Raw genomic sequence first — 17,616 nt, 5'->3', positions numbered from 1 at the left:
CTATCGGTTATTCGCCTGTTTAACTGATTCCAGTCGTTCAGAAATTGCTTGTTGTTGATCTGAAATTGCTTCTAATGCTTGGGCTGTGGTTTTGATAGCACCTGCCATTGATGAAATGTTGTGAGTTGTTTCAACTAAAGTGCTCTGCATCGGGCGTAACACAAACCAAAAGATCGCCGCGATGATCGCGATAATAACCACGCCAATTAAGGCCACAACAACTAATATCTGTACTTTGAGGTCATGCAAAAACTGCTGGCTGTTGGTTTGAAGAATCTGTTTCGATTGTTGGAAAGCCTCAGGCAAGCCGGCTACAGACTCTTTTGATAAAGTCACCACTTGATTGAGATTTTCTATCGTTTCCGCCAAACGTTCTTGCTGCTCTAAGCTCAACGAGTCGCTTTCAGCAATATCGCCCAATGCTGAACCAATAGTATCGAGGGATTGGCGAGTATCATGAATGGCTTGTTCTATACCGTCGACTTCCAGTGTCATGTTCACGGTCACAAATGATGGTTCATGCTCTATTTGCTCTGCATGAACACCCACCGTTGTCGCAATCAGATATGCCGCTAGAATCCATTTCATTTCGGTGCCCTCCTACTATTCATCGCATTGAATAATAGGTTAATTTCAGCTTAACCCCCACTGAATTAAGTGAAAGGTGTGGAGAAGCTCTACTGGTTCACTTATTAGATGCTGATATGCAAATTGATGGTCTAGATATAAACAAGTGGAAAGACAATAACTTTGTGTTTCTTTCCCACATTAAAGTGCAGGTTAATTATAAAATGGTAAACTAATAACTTAGTACGCTGATAGGTATTACCGTTACAATGAAGTTCTTGTCCCTTTTTATCATTGCCTGTGCTGCTTTCGTGGGGCTCTCCCCGGCTCATGCGGCCTGTCATGTGGATGAACAAAAAAATTACTTAGATCTTCATGTAGATGAGCAAGACCGACTCATGTTGGACTTCTACTACCACTCTCTTTGCCAACCCGGTAAAGTCGATGCTAAGACAGTGACCTTACCTCTCCATGCATCCCCTCAGACCCAAGCGTTGTACTATTTTGGGCTGCTCAACCTCCATCGCTTCGAAGGTGTCATTATACCGACTGTCCCTAATCTACTTGAATTAGGAAAAAGCAGTGGGATTGATTGGATTGTTGCAGAGGCCAAGCTTAATCGAGCAATCCAATTAATAGAATCAGACCTTTTATTAGAGGGAGAGCTTCTCCTATACGAAATCGCACCTCAAGCTCGCGCATTGGGATATACCCGACTCTTGGCCCGTACCTATCGATGGCTAGGAAACGTCAAAATGCAACGTTCAGAAATTAAGTCGAGCCTTAATTATTACAAGATGGCATTTGCACTCATTAGCGAGCAAGGCGATGACTTCCAAGCGACTATGACACTGAACAACATCGCGACAGTGTATATGCAGTCTCAAGAGTGGAAGCAAGCCAATACCTACATTAAACGCGCACTTAAGCTGTACAAAAATAACCAGTACAGTAATAGCTTGTTTGAAGCGATCCTCTACGCTAACTCAAGCGCTATCTACTTTGCAACAGGCGATCAAGATAAAGCAACCAACTATATGCGCCTTGCTATCGATAGGGCGGATAAAACGGGCTCTAGTCGCATTAAATTTTCAACGCTGTCCAATATGTCGCAGCTCTACTCCAGTGTTGGCCGCCCAAAAGAAGCCCTTCTGATGGCACAACGTTGTCAGGCTCTTTCACGTCAATCCCCAGACTCTTTGGTGATGCTCGCAACCTGTTTTGACGCTTTTTCTTCAGCCTACATCGCCAAAAAAGAGTACTCCACCGCCATTGACTATTCGCTTAAGACACTAACAATCTTAGAGCAATCAGAAAGCCAAGAGACCACTTGGGAAATTGATATTCTTTCAAGGTTAGCGCTATCACATGAGCAGCTAGAGCAGTATCAACAAGCGTTAGACTACTTGAAACAGTCCGATGCGCTAAAACAACAATTCTACCGCCAAACATACAATGAAGAGATCATCAGCGAAAAAAGTACACTAGAGCGTCAGTTGAACCAACGCGAAGTTGAATTATTAGAAGCGCAGAATGCTTTGCAAGCGTCCACATTGAAAGAGCAGCGCTCTAAAGAGATTTTGTATGCGACTCTGATGATCATCCTCACCTACTTCGTGATCAGGGCCTTGCTTCACCTCAGACGATCCAACCTTGCCCTAAAGACAGAAAATAACACCGACCCACTCACCGGTGCCTATAACCGCCGATATCTAGAAAACCTATTACCTCAAATCGAAACAAGTCATAAAGATGGGCACTTTCTTCTGTCGGTTGTCGATATTGACCACTTTAAATCGTTTAACGATCAGTATGGCCATGATGTGGGTGACAGCGTTCTACAACAAACTGTTCAGCGACTAAAGCAACAAATACGAACACAAGACACCTTAGTTCGTTGGGGAGGAGAAGAATTCATTGTGCTTATTCCTCTTCATAATCATGAGGCAGTGGACATTCTTGAACGACTGCGTGAGAGCGTTGAATCTCATGTTTTTCATCATGAGGAGCATCGACTCAATGTCACGATATCAATAGGTGCAACAATCTGTAGCGGAAGTGATCTTACCCATCAATGGCAAGCCACATTTTCACAAGCAGATGCCGCGCTCTATCAAGTGAAAAAAAGTGGTCGAAATGACTATAAATTGGCGTAGTCACCGTAGCGGTCGCCCCATCTCTTGCATCAAATCAAAAAGGAGGCGTTTCACTTAGACGTTCCTTGTCGAGGCGCTTGGTATTGTCTACAATGCGTCACCTTAACTATTTTGCAGGTTTTAATCATGAGCGATAATAACGCGAAGCCAGAATTACCGGATCACCTATCTGGCAACCCACGTAGCCCACACTTCGTAAAAGAGTGTTTTGAGCACCACATCGGTATTCGCCTAAACGGTAATGAGCGTACGGATGTTGAAGAGTACTGCGTGAGTGAAGGTTGGGTAAAAATCCCTTCTCCTAAAGCAAAAGATCGCTGGGGTAACCCAATGCTGATTAAGCTTAAAGGCGAAGTAGAAGCATTCTACAAATAAGCGTTAAGCATCAAAGCCTTTAAAGAAGACAGCCCAGCGCTGTCTTTTTTTGTTTTCTTAGCCACATTTCTGCATAACTTCATGATCTTGAGTCGCTTTGTTGATTTTCTTCGCAGACGCGATAAAATTCTACACGCTTAATCGCAAACGTTTAATTTATTCTCAGGGCGGGGCGAAATTCCCCACCGGCGGTATTCCTTTACTTTAGTGTCAAAGGTGAGCCCGCGAGCGCTCGAATTTTCGAGGTCAGCAGATCTGGTGAAAACCCAGAGCCGACGGTCATAGTCCGGATGAGAGAGAATGAAAACACACCACTCTACCTTGTATTGTGGTGCATTTCGTTTTGCCTGGTGCTTGATATCAAGTAGCAGTCCTCTTGCATGCCCTGATTCTGGTGATATTTAGGAGTTAACCATGAATCAGTCATCACTTCTTGCCGAATTTGGCAATCCAATCGATCGTGTTGAAACAGCACTCGAAGCACTTCGAGAAGGCCGTGGTGTTCTACTTCTTGACGATGAAGATCGTGAAAACGAAGGCGACATTATCTATTCAGTAGAGTCACTTACAACCGCTCAAATGGCGCTCATGATCCGTGAGTGCAGCGGCATTGTTTGTTTATGCCTGCCAGAAGAGCAAGCCGATCGTCTAGAGCTAACACCAATGGTCGAAAACAACGACAGCGCAAATCAAACCGCGTTTACAGTTTCGATCGAAGCAAAAGTGGGCGTAACCACGGGTGTTTCGGCTCAAGACCGCGTTACAACCATCAAAACAGCGGCTAACCCAACAGCGCAAGCGTCTGACTTGGCTCGCCCTGGTCACGTGTTCCCACTTCGTGCCCGTAAAGGTGGCGTGTTAACTCGCCGTGGCCACACCGAGGGCACCATCGACTTAATGCAAATGGCCGGCCTTCAGCCTGCGGGCGTCTTGTGTGAAGTGACCAATCCAGATGGCAGCATGGCCAAAGCGCCTGAAATTGTTGCCTTTGGTAAACTGCACAACATGCCAGTGCTAACGATTGAAGATATGGTGGCGTACCGCCAGCAATTTGATTTAAAACTCGCTTAAAAACAAAAAGCCAAGCGACTCAACGCTTGGCTTTCTTCTACTCCTTTCCACCCTAACTGGTCTGGACATAACCAAGTGGTTGTCGTTTCGATTCTAGCGCCTTAAACACCATCAACATCAAGAGTGCAGCAATTGAGCCAGCCAACGAGACATACAGTGTCGTATAGTAGCTAAACAACTCCCCCACAACGCCCACTGACAAACTCGCCACCAGCATACTGATGTTCAGCATGCTAGAGAACAAGGTCGAAGCTGTGCCTAGTCGGTCTTTCATCATATCTTGCAGAACCACCATACCTAATGTGGCACACACACCGATAAAGAACCCATTGAGCACCTGAGCCAAAAGCATGGCAATAAAGGTTGTGCTGGTTAGCATTACGGAGTAGAACAAAGCACCACTGATGAGGCCAAACATCAGCAATTTCAACGTGCCTACCCTCTCTGCTAAACGCCCTGCGTATAGCATGATTGGGATCTCACATAATGCACCAGCACCAAATAAAAAGCCTAACCAACTTGGATCCACTTTCAGCTCTTGGGACAAGTACAATGGCATACTGGTGATGTAAAGGTTGTTGGCGGCAAAGGCAAACACTACAACCGAACAATACAAAGCAATCAAGCCATTGGAAGTTGAAGCCGCTGCCGCTTTGACGTCAGTGTTCGACTCTGGTTCGTCTTTCACTACTCCGTTGGGCAAGTATTTAGCAATGACGACAATGGATAAGCTAACGACCACAGTAGACACCGCAAACGAGGCGTTGTAACCAAAAGCAGCTTTCAACATAAACGCTATCGGTGGACCAAAAACCCACGCAATCGCAATGCCCGCACGCATAGTCGACAAAAAGGTCGTACTGTCTTCCATATGTCGATCGGCATATTCTCTACCCAAGGCAAACAGCTGCCCAAATGACGCACCGCTCACGCTGCCAAATACGGTCGCAATCGTCACAGCTAACCAATAATCTCTCACCACAATAAAGCTAGAAATCGTGATGAGGTAACAGATCATCGCCACCAACAAGATCGTTTTTCGCTTCCAGTTTCGATCCGATTGACGGGCTAATAACTGAGAAACGATCACCGCACTCACTACCGCTAGGATCATATACAGGCTGAGTAACATCGGAGAGGCGCCAAGCTCCTCAACAATAAACAAACTCGAAAGGGGATAAAAAAAGGCCCCACACAACCCCGTGACAAACGCAGTAATAATAAACAAGATTGCTGTTCTATCTCGCAGCATAGTAGGGCTCCTTTGAGTAAGTGTGTGAGGCTACAGTCTAAGCAAATATCATCGAAACAATTGATAGTATTCGAGCTAGTTCTAATACTAATCAATCAACCTAAACTCTCCCTTTGACAGAAAAGCAACACTTCCCCTAATCTGAAGCTTCGAAAACAAGGAGCTTGCAATGAAACCGTATATTGAAAATGTCATGCCAATACCCAGTGATGATTGGATAGTGCGTGAGTACCATTGCCGAGTGAAGAAGGAAGATTTCGCCTGCTCTTGGCACTACCACACTGAGTATGAGCTAGTGCTTTACCTAGACCCTGAAGATGTTTTCAAAGGCAATTACTTTGCGGGTGACGACGTTGGCGAGATCCACAATAACACCCTTTTGCTTTATGGGCCGGGTCTGCCGCACATGATCACAGGTCAAATCAATGGTTCAGAAGAAAAACCTCACCACTCTGTGATTGTGTGGCTAAAGCATGATTGGTTAGAAAAGATTCAAACGACCATACCGGAAGCGAGGAACATCGCACGTTTGATTGAGAACTCTGCGTACGGCATTAAGTTTAGCCAACACACCGCGCAGCGAGTCGCTCAGCTGCTACAAGGAATAGAACAACTAGAACGACAATTCCAAGCCATTCGAGTCATCGAAGTACTCTTGCTTATCGCTAATGATGAAACAACGCAGCGACTCTCTGCATCAGCTTATCGCTTCAATCAAGTGGCTGGAAACAGAGAGATTCAGCACAAAGTGCAATTGGCTGCGAAATACATCGAAGATCATTACTCAGAGTCGGTTCGAATTACCGATCTCGGCCAATATTTACACATGAGTGACAGCTCAGCGTATCGGTTATTCGAAAAACATTACGGAATGAATTTCTCTGACCACTTAAAGCAATTCCGCATTGGTAAGGCGTGTGAATTGCTCGCATCAACGTCCAAACCAATCGCGATCATCGCAGAGAAAACCGGCTTTCAAAATCTATCTAACTTCAACCGACAGTTCAAAAGCGTAAAAACCATGACACCGAGCCAGTTTCGGCAGCGTTTTAAGTAAGATAAACGACTCAGCATTGACGAAAAAACGCCTCAAATAATGATAATGCCGTTCGGATAAGCATTAACGCTTATATCTAAATGGGTATTTGGTCCTTTCTTTTATCAGGTAAAATGAAATGACTTATGCTCTCCCTCATTTGTTTGAGTTTACTTGGCAGAGTTCCATCAGAGCTGAGTGCTAACCAACGTAATTGGGTATCTATCAAATTTATTGCAGATGTAAAGCTCACTCTCGTTGACCTTACATCGGCATCTTGAGCAATATGAATCATCTCTAAGCGCACCAAATTGTACGCCAGCAATACTCCCCAGAACTCTTGTCTAACACCAACAGCAAAACGGCTTTCGCTTTGTAGCTGAGCTTGAGGGGAGATAGGCATAGAGATAAGCATGTCGTTCTCAGCAAATTGCTCCAAAACTTCATATCTTAATTTCCGCTTTACAGGGGTTAGCCAGTGACTGTTGGAGGCGGCTGCATTCCACGATATCAATAGGTCAGCGGAAAAGTAACAACGGTCAAACAACGTCAGTGAGTTTGCGGGCACATCAGCTAACAACCTGCGTGCTAATGTTGCCTCACCAACCTGACAAGCATCGAATGCAGCCCCCATCATAAAGCGTGTTTCGGTAGCCATCAGGCCGACCAAGCGAAGTTGAGGGTAAGGTTTGTGTTTTTGAGAAATGAATCCAAATGCTTGCGCGTTGTCTTCCGAATCTTGGCAACGAAAGGTTGTGCCATCCACGGCCATGATGTTTAGCCCTAGCGCCTTATCTTTCACTAGTGCGTTACTCTCCCAAGCTGCCACAGAGGTTTTAAACAAGGTGGTAGTGACAGGGGGGAGAAAAGAGAATGAAGATAAGAGGAAAGCCAGCAACGGCGACTGCTAACTTCTTAAGTTCCATCTTAACTCTTCTTATCTTTGATAGTTCAAACAAGGATTGTTTTCTTAACCAACGCAACCATGCGTTGACCTCAATCTAGACGTGAAGACATTGAACTTGAAATATTTTATTAACATTCATTTTTTGAGTCTCAGTTACTAAGACAGAGGGATTCGGGAAGTAAGACTGCAGATTCACAATCTGAGTTTTTGGTCAGGATAGGAACGTATTTGATTTGAGCCAAAGAAAACCCAAAATTATCGAATAGAATACCAATAACTTAAAAGGAGGATGTCTATGAAGTTAATGGCCGATCGAACCGGTGAACAGTTCTTAGAGATAAAGTCTCAGCAAGGTGATGAAGTAGAAGTTCAGTTTATTTCCAATCAAGGTGACCCAAAAGGTAAGCCATTCAAAGATTCACTGAAAGGTTTAATGCTCGCCGGCTGGAGCCATAGAGCCACATCAACCGCTATTGGGCTAAAACGATTCAAACAAGGGTATGTTAACGATGCGCATGTGAGCTTTGCCCTGCATCAACTCTACCCTTTAGGTCGTATGGTTCAATTACCAAGTGGAGATAAGGTCCGCATTGCAAGCTACGCTAACACGCACAATGATGGATATTACATGCTTGTTCGTGGTGACGATGACAAATTGGTCCGCTTAAAGATGACGCCAGATTGGGAACTCCTAGCGTCTGAAAAACTGCTCGCATTACCTTATTTTCCCGCCCCTCGCACTCAATCAGAACTCGATAACATTAGTGAGTTCGATCAGTGGGCTGGCGGGTTTTAGCCAGACAAACCAAATCCGCTCGTCACGAACAAAGTAATGTTCAGATTACAGCGACAACGTGTGGCCGATCATAAATGTAATATCTTGTTGGTCGAGATCGTATTTTAGATCGACTCGTGTATAGCGGACGCCCAACTTCCAGTCAGCGATATTCACATCCAAACCACCGCCATACTTAATACCATGTGATGCTTCTTCTAACGATGGGTTTGACTTAATCACTGAATAACCTGCCAAACCATAAGCATCAATGGTGACGTTGTCTATAACATCAAACCTTACTCCAACCGGAATGGACGCTGAAAATGCGTACTCTTCGTCAATAGCCGCCCATTTATCCAATGAAGAATTATCCAGTACCACCGCTTCAAGCTCACCACCAATAAATAGCGAGTTGGTATAGATATCTCTTGCACCAAAAAGAAGGCCATATCCATCACCTGACTTATTGAGCAGTTCATGAGATGAATAACTCGCCGCGAGGTAAACATCTTGATAGCGCTCAGGAAACTCACTGGCAAGAACGGAAGAAGCACACAGTGCAGTGATTAAAGGGAGGGTACGAATCATATTAACTCCTTAAGCAAAGGCGCCAATATGATTGATTTTGTAGGTTTGAAACATCATTTTCGATGCGCTTAGCGTTCATCCGTGAACGCTTTTTCAATCTATTCAGATTCAATTCAGAGAGGGAAACTCACATCAGAAATTTACAATGTAAATTCAAATTCCCTATCAGTTATGCTTCAACAGGCTCACTGCGTTTCATCCACTCAGAAAGCGCCTTTGGAGTCATTGGCTTAGCAAAATAATAGCCCTGAATGGATTGGCACCCGTAGGATTTAAGTGTTAGGTACTGCTCTTTGGTTTCGACCCCCTCTGCCACAACTTGAAGCTGATACGATTGACTGATGGCAAGAATGGCTTTAACAAGTGCGTTGCTCTGAGCATTGTTGACCATATTGGTAATAAAGCTTCTATCAATTTTGAGCTCATTGATGGTCAAATTATTCAAATGGCTAAGCGAAGAATACCCTGTTCCGAAATCATCTAGCGAAATGCAAAAGCCTAGCGCTTGTAACCTCTCAAGAATCGGAATGACCCGCTGCATATCATCAACAAAAATGCTTTCCGTCACTTCTAACGTGATCCGCTTCGCGTCAATGCCAACGTCCATGACGGTTTCAAGAATCGTATCGACAACATCATCGGCCAATAGCTCCTTAGGTGACACATTGACCGATAATTTCAACGCATTTGGGCCATTGGGTGAAATTTGGTAGACATCTTTACACGCTTTTTTCAGAACAAAACGACCGATATTCCCTATTAACCCGTTCTCTTCAGCCAAAGGAATAAACACATCAGGTCCAACAAAACCGAGCTCCTCGTTTGACCAACGAACCAGTGCCTCCACCCCTTCAATTTGTTGAGATTGAGCGCTGATCTGAGGCTGGTATACCACACTCATTTCTTCACGTTGCAAAGCCCCGCGCAATAACTGATCAATACGATATTCATTCTTTATCTGATGGTTGATCTCTTGATTAAAAAAGAGCGCGCTGCCTTTATCTTGTTGCTTAGCGCGATACAACATAATGTCAGCATTGGTAATCAAGATCTCTGGATCGCAACTGTCTTTCGGATAAAGGCTTACACCAAGACTCGATCCCAGTGTCATCGGCCTGCCTTCAATCAAGAACGGCGCATCCAATGCAGCTTTGATATCATTGATCTTCTGTGTCGCTTCGTGAAGATTAGAAAGTAGAGGCAAACAGAACACAAACTCATCACCACCAAAGCGAGCGACAGAATCGTGTTTTCCTAGTATCGCTTCAAACCGACGACTTAAGCTCTTGAGCAATTCATCACCAGTGGCATGCCCATAGAGATCATTCACTTTCTTAAAATCATCCAGGTCTAAAAACGCTACTGCTAGGCTTTTACCGTTGTTTTTAGATTGTTCAATGCCTTCTGTAATACTGTCTGAAAGCCTTGTCCGATTCGATAGCCCGGTTAGCGGATCATGCAAAGCCATGTGCTGCATTTGGTTTTTTCTTTGCTCTAAACGGGTGAAATCTCGGGCGATCTTTTGCTGAAATTTGTCAAAGCGTTTCACAATAAACTGGCTCGCGAGATAGCTCAGTCCAGTCATGACCATTATCGACAATATGCTTAATAGAATAAGATAAGAGAGGTGCTGTCTGTTTTGAAGATCAAGCTCTTGTTTTTGGTCGTGGATATAACTATTGATTTCATCAACGGAGAACGTGGAGCCAATGACCCATTTCCAAGAGTCAAAAGCTCGCATATAAGCAACCCCCTGATAGTTAGGGATCAGTAGGCTGCTTTTTGGAAGGTCAAAAGTAACAAAGTTTCCCTGTGCGGAAATATTGTCGTATTTCACCTCGTCATCAGCCAACATCGGAGTGATTTGCCCGACCCTCATACCAATCAATTCCGGCTGATCGTGATACAAGAAGGTTCCGCTCTCATCCAAAATAAACACATTATCTCGCTTGCCAGCTTGCGTATTCGTCACCCACTCCAATACTGTCGCTTTCACATCTTCTTCTACATTTGATGTATACTCACCAGTGCCAATAAGCCAATTATAGGGTTCAAATTTTTTCCCGTAGCCAACCTTCTCAAACTCTTGTTCTAATGGGTAACCCGGCTTTTGATACCACCAACTATAGAAAGCCTCCCCTCCTTGTTGTTCTATACGCTTAATGTGTTCTTGCAAGATCAGCGTGCCATGTTTGTCCACCACTTCCCAAGCGGATGTCCCTTCAATATGTGGCTTTAAAGGATGCATGACATTCATGCCATCAAACTCATAGATGAAGAAATAGCCGCGACCATTGAAAAATCGTATCGGGCGAAGCGCATCCGAAATCATCTTAGTGATCTCTCGTTCGCTTTTCGATTGGTTATTCGCGTAGATATTGGTCGCAATACGATGGGCTTCAGCAACTCGTTCACTGGCTTGCTGTTTTAGATTATCTTCCGACTTCGATTGCTGGATGTTCGCCTGAGTAAAGATTTGCTCCACACGAGCAGCAATCACTTGCTTTTGATGGTCAGAGATATTGCTGTATAGGGCTTCACTACTGAGTCGAGCTTTCTCTCGGCTGTCTGTGATAACCGCGATAGTCGTCAAGGTGGCAAATAGAGCCACTATCATAGAAGGGGCGAAGCGAATTAAGAAAACCAGTTTTTTGTCGTTTAGCGTTGCCATTGAGGACATTCATATCAATCATTAATCTCGCACGAATTATACACAACAGAATGGTGAACTGTATATGGATAATAATGATTGGATTGCATAAGTGATACTTAAGCTGGGTTGATTTGATAGCTCTCAGAAAAGTAGGGGATATGCTGTTCCCAGATCGGCGGATGACCGATATAAGTTTGAACTGCTGCTATAAATTCACGCACCAATGGCGTTTGTTTTCGATGGGGATAAAGTGCGTAAAGTGCTAAGCCTTGATTACACAGTAAGTGATCAGTGAGTAATGCTTTCAGCTTCATCGACTCAATTGGGGCATAAAGATTCGAAGACGCAACCCACGCATACCCTAGCCCATCAGCCACAGAATCGAGTAATACATTCGTGTCATTGACTCGACAACTTCCCTTCATCGTGTATGGCGTAGCAGTCTTAGATTGAGGGGTTTCACCAAGTCGCATCGTATCGACGGTAATGTTTCGATTGGAGTAAATCACCGAGGGTAGTTTCGCTAACTCCAACGGCGATTTAGGTTCACCATACTGCTCAATAAAGCCCTCTGATGCCAATAGCACCGGTCGAATATCGGCAATTTTTTTCGCAATCAAACTCGAGTCATCTAAACGACCAAGACGAAATGCGACATCGAAATGATCAGAGATAATATCAGAGCGTTTATCATCAAGGAGCAGCTCAATTTCTACATCGGGGTAGCGAGCCATAAACTGCGTGATAACCGCTCTGAGGTAATTACGCCCGACATGGTAAGGAGCCGTTATTCGAATACGCCCCTTAGGCTGAGCTTGGTAAGAGTCAGCAATAGAATGCACATGATTCAAAGTGCCGACTAGATTGTGTGCTTGAGCGAGTATTTCTTCGCCCGCTGGCGTCAATGAAAACGAGCGCGTCGAGCGATTTAATAGCTGTACACCCAATTCAGACTCTAGTTTTTTGATTTGCTTCGATAGCGATGAATTATCCATATCGTGCAAAGCCGCAGCTTTAGTAAAGGAACCTTGCTGAACCACATCAATAAACAAAGAGAGCTGATTTACTAACGCCATACCAAGCCTCTATTTTTGTGCCCGTTGCCACTGCACCAGCCACTTGTCTAAGTGGTTGGCAAATTGCTGACGATCAGCTTGGTTAAGCGGCGCTGGGCCACCCGTCTGAATGCCACTGCTGCGCATGGTTTCCATAAAATCACGAATGTTGAGGCGAGATTTAATGTTCTCTTTGGTAAACATTTCACCACGCGAACTTAATGCATGACCGCCTTTGGTGATGATCTCATCGGCAAGCGGAATATCACTGGTAATGACCAAGTCACCGGTTTGGCAACGTTTTACGATTTCATTATCTGCCACATCGAAACCCGCTTGAACTTGCAGCATGGTCACTTTTGGTGATGCCGGTGTACGAATGAACTGGTTAGCGACCAGTGTCACTTCAACGCCAGTGCGCTCAGAAGCTCGGAACAAAATATCACGTACAACAACTGGACATGCATCCGCATCTACCCAAATTTTCATCAAGTTGGCTTTCCTATTTATAATGGAATTGTAAGAGGTGTAATTAGACCGCAATTCAATGCGAGTTAATAGCTCTATTTAGCCGATAGCGCTGTGTATACGCCATCATTAACTCATTAATAGCCAAACACCGACACCCATCATCAAGGTACCCGCAATTCGATTCATTAAACGAACATTTTGCGACTGACCAAGTAGCTTTTTGAGCCCCTTACCACCTGCCGCATACAGCGTCATACAAATGAACTCAAACAGTAAAATAATAGACACTAGGACGATGAGCTGCGGAGCCAACTCGGCACTTTGATCGATAAAAGGCGGCAATAAGGAAATCATAAACGCCCAGCCCTTAGGATTGGCGATGGCTGTGACAAAACCTTGTACAACCAGATCCCAATCACTTTGATGAGTTGGTGTTGTTTCATCGAGATTGATCGCCAGTTTGCCTTTCGAGCGCCACATCTGAATACCGAGGTAAAACAGATAACCGCCACCTATCAGCTTTAACGCCACAAACAGCCATGGGTAATTAAGCATAACAGCCGCAATACCTAGCACCGCCGCAACGGCAACCAAGCCAACGCCTACTAACTCGCCCGCCATCATCCATAGCGCACGTCGATAGCCAACACTCATCCCCAGCGTTAATGCTAAGGTCATGCACATACCCGGGGTTATAGAAACAAAGAAGAACGTTGGGATAAACATCCCCAGCAATGCAGTATTCATAATCGATGTCATTATCTTTATTGTTAGATTGGCGATTAACATAGAGCATGTATGTCGCAAATCCAATACACAATAATAGCTAATTTGTCAGAGAGTGAAGAAAGCTGAAAGTTCGAGAGCGATGACAGGAACCCTGATCATGCTTAAAGTTGAATAGACAATTTATGGATCAACAGACGGTGCATCGGCCATTGAATACTTATGTGCATATCCAACGACTATATATTCATTTCCACCCAAGCAGCATCAGAATATGCAGCTAATTTCTCAAGTAATGAGAAACACCAGAATGTCAATCAACAGAATTTTTAATGTTACAATTCATAAAATTCAGATAATTCCGTTAAGCATACTGGTTAATTAAAGGTTAAATAACACAAAATTCGAGTGATTAAGATCACATCTATAAATTCACCGAGCTAAATCTCTTTCTTATTTTTTTGAACGCCTGCTAATCTCCTGCTCGCCTTGAAGTGAACTCAAGGTGCATAACTATAAGGAGTGTTCACTATGAATACCAAGAAACCGATGTCGCTAACCGGCCGCGTAATTTTAGGCATGGTAGCAGGTATCTTGACGGGATTTGCGATTCGCAGCCTATTTGCTGACAATGGATTTGTCGATGCATACATCGTTAATGGACTATTTGAAGTTGGCGGACAAATCTTCGTTGCCAGCTTAAAAATGCTTGTTGTTCCTCTTGTGTTTGTTTCACTGGTTTGTGGTACAAGCTCACTGAAAGATCTTTCCACGCTCGGACGCATGGGTGGTAAAACCATCGCCTTCTATGTCGCAACTACCGCAGTTGCTATCACTCTCGCCCTGACCATGGGTAACCTTTTCCAACCAGGCGCAGGTGCAGACCTCACAGCTGCAAGCTCCTTCAAGTCAACAGACGCACCATCGTTGGGACAAGTGATCATAGATATGTTCCCAACCAACCCGATCAGTGCCATGGCCGAAGGTAAAACCCTGCAAGTAATCGTCTTTGCTGTGTTATTCGGTATCGCGATCAGTGCAGCTGGTAAACCTGGTGAGCGTATTGCTGCGTTTTTCTCTGACTTGAACGAAGTGATCATGAAACTGGTTGCTATTTTGATGAACCTAGCGCCATACGGTGTGTTCTTCTTGATGGCGAAGCTGTTTACTGGTCTAGGCTTGAGTGCGATCGTTAACTTGGCTGAGTACTTCTTAGTGCTCGCTGGTACGCTACTGCTGCACGGCCTAGTCACATACAGTGTGATGCTAAAGGGCTTCACTGGTCTTAGCCCAATTACCTTCTTGAAGAAGATGGAAGACGCAATCATGTTTGCTTTCTCTACCGCTTCTTCAAACGCAACCATTCCAGTTACTATGGAAACCGCGAAAAACCGTATGGGCGTAGAAAACCGCGTATCTTCATTCACAGTACCACTTGGTGCGACAGTGAACATGGACGGTACAGCCATCATGCAAGGTGTGGCGACAGCCTTCATTGCTCAGGCGTTCAATATTGACCTGACGATGGGTGACTACTTGATGGTCATTATGACCGCAACCCTAGCTTCGATTGGTACAGCGGGCGTTCCGGGTGTTGGTCTAGTGATGCTAGCAATGGTATTGAACCAAGTTGGTCTTCCGCTAGAGGGCATCGCACTTATCATGGGTGTTGACCGTCTGCTCGATATGATTCGTACTGCGGTTAACATCACGGGTGACAGCGCGGTAACCATCATTGTGGCGAAATCTGAAGGTGCGTTTGATGAGAACCGCTTCAATGACCCAATGGCAGGTGTTGCTGAAGAAGAAGTGCACTTGAAACAGCATCAAGCTTAATTTCTCCAACTTTCAAGCCCCCTTTTCTTAGGGGGCTTTTTTTTGCTCAAAGTCTCAAAACCCTACCCAATTAGTAGTAAGTTTATTATTAATTTCTAATGAATATTTACCTACTATAAGAAACATGCGAATATACGAGGCGCTATATTGTAAGAGTTTTAAGCATGTCACTATCTATTGTACAAAGGACTGTCCTAGGCTTTGGGATAATGTTCCTTCTTTTGTTGGTCGCTTCAGGCGTTTCCTACCACAACAACCTAAAAAGCAAACAAAGTATCAATGCTCTGATTGACGTTTCTTCTAAAATGGAACGCGCAGCGAAGGATTTGCAGCAAGGCATTTTAGAAAGCCGTCTTTACCTTCTTGAGTATCGTGCAACCTACCAAAGTGAAAAGCTACCAGCGCTTAAACGCAACTTTGACAACAAGCACCAAGCGCTCGATACCGCGAAACAGCAAAAGCGCCAATACTCTCCGACTGAACGCTCACAAGCGTTAGTGGATCAGATCATTAATTCAACCGAATCATTCTTTTCAAAAGCAGATCAGGTGATTGGAAGCCATAGAGAATTAGTGCTGACCAATGAGAAAATTGCCGCTAAGCAGATCGAGTTCGTTCGTGTTGAAGATACCTACACTTGGGCAGCCAACCTACTGCTACAAAAAGCATCGGTTAAGCGATCGCTCTACAACCGCGCTGAACTGATCACCAGTGGTATTACACGAGATCTTAAGAACGTTCGCCGCGTAGAACAATCAACCGACCTTGATAAGCTGTTCTCTGTACTTCAAAAAGATATTGAGATTGCTAAGCAACGTCTTGACACAATCAACGTTGAGCATGAAGTTAAGCAACGCTTCCTGAACAATTTAGAAAAAATTGAACGTATCACCCTAGCCGATGATGGTTTGATTGCACTTCTAAAACAGCAACAAGCACTCGTCGTCAAAACCAGTCAGTTAGACCGAGAGGCAAACTTCATGTTGTCTCAGGTACAGGCTCATATCGAAGATTACAACGCCTATTCACATAAAATCTCTAAACGCAGCGTTGCGGATGCAACTGAGTCAACCGAGCAAGCAAACACCATCGTGACTGCGGTAGCGCTTATTTCTGCGATTATTGGTGGCTTAATTGCGTACAACATTGCACTGCAGATTCATCGACCGTTGAAAAAGATCAACCGCGTTTTGAGCTTAATGACGGAAGGGGATATGACAGAGCGTACCAAGCACCACTCAGAATGTGAGTTTGGTAAAGTCTCTAAGTCTGTTGACCACCTAGCAGACGTAATGACCGAACTTCTTAGCGAAATGAACCGCGGTGCCGATAAATTGGTCGAGGAAGCTCAGTCAGCGGCTCGTATCAGTTCTGCGGCAGAGCAACGCGCTCAAGAGCAAAAGCACAAAACGCAGAGTGTTGCGGCTTCTATCACTGAAATGGAAATCAGCTCACAAGACATTGGTCGTAACAGTGAATCTGCCGTCGCACTGACCAATGAAGCGTCAATGGCTGCAACCCAAGGCTGTGAGCAAGTCGAAACAACGATTCAGTACACCAACAACTTGGTGGAAAACATCACAAGTGCGGCAGAAATTACGCAAAACCTTAGCCAGTACAGCCAAGAAATCGGCAACATACTGGATGTGATTCGCGATATCTCTGAGCAGACTAACTTACTGGCTTTAAACGCCGCTATTGAAGCAGCTCGCGCAGGTGACCATGGCCGAGGCTTTGCCGTCGTCGCTGATGAAGTACGTGGCCTTGCTGATCGCTCTAATCGTTCGATTGATGAGATACGTCAAATGATCGAGAACATCCAGTCGTCTGTGTCGTCTTCGGTGTCCGTTATGGAGCAAAGCCAACACCACGCAGCCTCTTGTGTTAACCAGAACCTGAAAACGGAAGAAGCGTTTAATGCGATTAACCACCAGCTAGAGCAGATTCATCAAATGTCTCAGCAAATCGCACAATCAACAGAAGAACAGGTTCGTTCTTGTACTGATATTTCATCGCACATCGAAGACATTGCAATGGTATCGGAGCAAGCAGAGAACGAGGCCCATCAAGCTTCACAAAGCAGTGGCGTACTAAAAGAGATGGCCGCTCAACAAGAATCACTGATCAAGAAATTTAAGGTGTAGT

Annotated in this window: 14 protein-coding genes, 1 pseudogene and 1 riboswitch; of the genes and pseudogenes, 7 read left to right on the top strand and 8 right to left on the bottom strand. The window is 44.6% G+C overall.

Going from position 1 to position 17,616, the window contains the following annotated elements; genetic code table 11:
- Window positions 1-588 carry a hypothetical protein gene (locus EJ063_RS04855; RefSeq protein WP_126572866.1) on the bottom strand — a complete coding sequence of 196 codons (588 nt, stop codon included), beginning with the start codon at window positions 586-588 and terminating at the stop codon, window positions 1-3.
- 323 nt (window positions 589-911) lie between these two features.
- Here EJ063_RS04855 and EJ063_RS04850 point away from each other — a divergent pair, with 323 nt between their 5' ends.
- The 3 genes from EJ063_RS04850 to ribB all read left to right on the top strand — a co-directional run bounded on the left by EJ063_RS04850 (window position 912) and on the right by ribB (window position 4,169).
- The gene (locus EJ063_RS04850) at window positions 912-2,723 is read left to right on the top strand and encodes a tetratricopeptide repeat-containing diguanylate cyclase (protein WP_244225137.1); all 1,812 of its coding nucleotides are present in this window, start codon (window positions 912-914) and stop codon (window positions 2,721-2,723) included.
- 126 nt (window positions 2,724-2,849) lie between these two features.
- Window positions 2,850-3,098, top strand: a complete 249-nt coding sequence (locus tag EJ063_RS04845; protein WP_126572864.1) for a DUF3297 family protein — start codon at window positions 2,850-2,852, stop codon at window positions 3,096-3,098.
- Between the two features lie 154 nt (window positions 3,099-3,252).
- A riboswitch (FMN riboswitch) is annotated at window positions 3,253-3,404 on the top strand.
- A gap of 108 nt (window positions 3,405-3,512) precedes the next feature.
- Window positions 3,513-4,169, top strand: coding sequence for a 3,4-dihydroxy-2-butanone-4-phosphate synthase (ribB, locus tag EJ063_RS04840; RefSeq protein ID WP_126572863.1), 657 nt, complete (start codon window positions 3,513-3,515; stop codon window positions 4,167-4,169).
- 52 nt (window positions 4,170-4,221) lie between these two features.
- Here ribB and EJ063_RS04835 read toward each other — a convergent pair whose 3' ends face one another.
- A complete protein-coding gene (locus tag EJ063_RS04835; RefSeq protein WP_126572862.1) occupies window positions 4,222-5,421 on the bottom strand; it encodes a sugar efflux transporter in 1,200 nt (399 codons plus the stop codon).
- Window positions 5,422-5,590: 169 nt separating this feature from the next.
- Between EJ063_RS04835 and EJ063_RS04830 the strand changes: the two genes are divergently transcribed.
- Entirely contained in the window at window positions 5,591-6,478 is an 888-nt protein-coding gene (locus EJ063_RS04830) for a helix-turn-helix domain-containing protein (protein ID WP_126572861.1), read from the top strand.
- Between the two features lie 63 nt (window positions 6,479-6,541).
- Here the strand turns inward: EJ063_RS04830 and EJ063_RS04825 are convergent.
- A pseudogene (locus EJ063_RS04825) lies at window positions 6,542-7,301 on the bottom strand (transposase); the annotation flags it as partial.
- A gap of 358 nt (window positions 7,302-7,659) precedes the next feature.
- Between EJ063_RS04825 and EJ063_RS04820 the strand changes: the two are divergent.
- Complete coding sequence (locus EJ063_RS04820; RefSeq protein WP_126572860.1) at window positions 7,660-8,160, top strand: hypothetical protein; 501 nt, start codon at window positions 7,660-7,662, stop codon at window positions 8,158-8,160.
- A gap of 45 nt (window positions 8,161-8,205) precedes the next feature.
- On the opposite strand, the gene EJ063_RS04815 is transcribed toward EJ063_RS04820, so the two are convergent.
- The 5 genes from EJ063_RS04815 to EJ063_RS04795 all read right to left on the bottom strand — a co-directional run bounded on the left by EJ063_RS04815 (window position 8,206) and on the right by EJ063_RS04795 (window position 13,656).
- Window positions 8,206-8,730 (bottom strand): putative outer membrane beta-barrel protein, encoded by a 525-nt coding sequence (locus EJ063_RS04815; RefSeq protein ID WP_126572859.1) that lies wholly within the window; start codon window positions 8,728-8,730, stop codon window positions 8,206-8,208.
- Between the two features lie 169 nt (window positions 8,731-8,899).
- Entirely contained in the window at window positions 8,900-11,410 is a 2,511-nt protein-coding gene (locus EJ063_RS04810; RefSeq protein ID WP_244225136.1) for a bifunctional diguanylate cyclase/phosphodiesterase, read from the bottom strand.
- Window positions 11,411-11,499: 89 nt separating this feature from the next.
- The gene (locus EJ063_RS04805) at window positions 11,500-12,459 is read right to left on the bottom strand and encodes a LysR family transcriptional regulator (RefSeq protein WP_126572858.1); all 960 of its coding nucleotides are present in this window, start codon (window positions 12,457-12,459) and stop codon (window positions 11,500-11,502) included.
- Between the two features lie 9 nt (window positions 12,460-12,468).
- Window positions 12,469-12,927 (bottom strand): YaiI/YqxD family protein, encoded by a 459-nt coding sequence (locus tag EJ063_RS04800; protein ID WP_126572857.1) that lies wholly within the window; start codon window positions 12,925-12,927, stop codon window positions 12,469-12,471.
- Between the two features lie 108 nt (window positions 12,928-13,035).
- Window positions 13,036-13,656 (bottom strand): LysE family translocator, encoded by a 621-nt coding sequence (locus EJ063_RS04795; RefSeq protein WP_126572856.1) that lies wholly within the window; start codon window positions 13,654-13,656, stop codon window positions 13,036-13,038.
- A gap of 510 nt (window positions 13,657-14,166) precedes the next feature.
- Here EJ063_RS04795 and EJ063_RS04790 point away from each other — a divergent pair.
- Window positions 14,167-15,471 (top strand): dicarboxylate/amino acid:cation symporter, encoded by a 1,305-nt coding sequence (locus EJ063_RS04790; protein WP_126572855.1) that lies wholly within the window; start codon window positions 14,167-14,169, stop codon window positions 15,469-15,471.
- Between the two features lie 209 nt (window positions 15,472-15,680).
- Entirely contained in the window at window positions 15,681-17,615 is a 1,935-nt protein-coding gene (locus EJ063_RS04785) for a methyl-accepting chemotaxis protein (RefSeq protein ID WP_158675988.1), read from the top strand.
- Window position 17,616: the final 1 nt, after the last annotated feature.

It is taken from the genome of Vibrio aquaticus (assembly GCF_003970385.1).
GTDB lineage: Bacteria > Pseudomonadota > Gammaproteobacteria > Enterobacterales > Vibrionaceae > Vibrio > Vibrio aquaticus.
Note: the sequence above shows the minus strand (reverse complement) of the source record. Positions and strands in the feature narration are given on the sequence as shown.

Bases quoted from the DNA above. Each gene is read 5' to 3' on its own strand.
- EJ063_RS04855 (WP_126572866.1), bottom strand. From the start codon at position 588: ATGAAATGGATTCTAGCGGCATATCTGATTGCGACAACGGTGGGTGTT.
- EJ063_RS04790 (WP_126572855.1), top strand. From the start codon at position 14,167: ATGAATACCAAGAAACCGATGTCGCTAACCGGCCGCGTAATTTTAGGC.
- EJ063_RS04845 (WP_126572864.1), top strand. From the start codon at position 2,850: ATGAGCGATAATAACGCGAAGCCAGAATTACCGGATCACCTATCTGGC.
- EJ063_RS04805 (WP_126572858.1), bottom strand. From the start codon at position 12,459: ATGGCGTTAGTAAATCAGCTCTCTTTGTTTATTGATGTGGTTCAGCAA.
- EJ063_RS04785 (WP_158675988.1), top strand. From the start codon at position 15,681: ATGTTCCTTCTTTTGTTGGTCGCTTCAGGCGTTTCCTACCACAACAAC.
- EJ063_RS04795 (WP_126572856.1), bottom strand. From the start codon at position 13,656: ATGAATACTGCATTGCTGGGGATGTTTATCCCAACGTTCTTCTTTGTT.
- EJ063_RS04820 (WP_126572860.1), top strand. From the start codon at position 7,660: ATGAAGTTAATGGCCGATCGAACCGGTGAACAGTTCTTAGAGATAAAG.
- EJ063_RS04815 (WP_126572859.1), bottom strand. From the start codon at position 8,730: ATGATTCGTACCCTCCCTTTAATCACTGCACTGTGTGCTTCTTCCGTT.
- EJ063_RS04800 (WP_126572857.1), bottom strand. From the start codon at position 12,927: ATGAAAATTTGGGTAGATGCGGATGCATGTCCAGTTGTTGTACGTGAT.
- EJ063_RS04835 (WP_126572862.1), bottom strand. From the start codon at position 5,421: ATGCTGCGAGATAGAACAGCAATCTTGTTTATTATTACTGCGTTTGTC.
- EJ063_RS04830 (WP_126572861.1), top strand. From the start codon at position 5,591: ATGAAACCGTATATTGAAAATGTCATGCCAATACCCAGTGATGATTGG.
- EJ063_RS04810 (WP_244225136.1), bottom strand. From the start codon at position 11,410: ATGTCCTCAATGGCAACGCTAAACGACAAAAAACTGGTTTTCTTAATT.
- ribB (WP_126572863.1), top strand. From the start codon at position 3,513: ATGAATCAGTCATCACTTCTTGCCGAATTTGGCAATCCAATCGATCGT.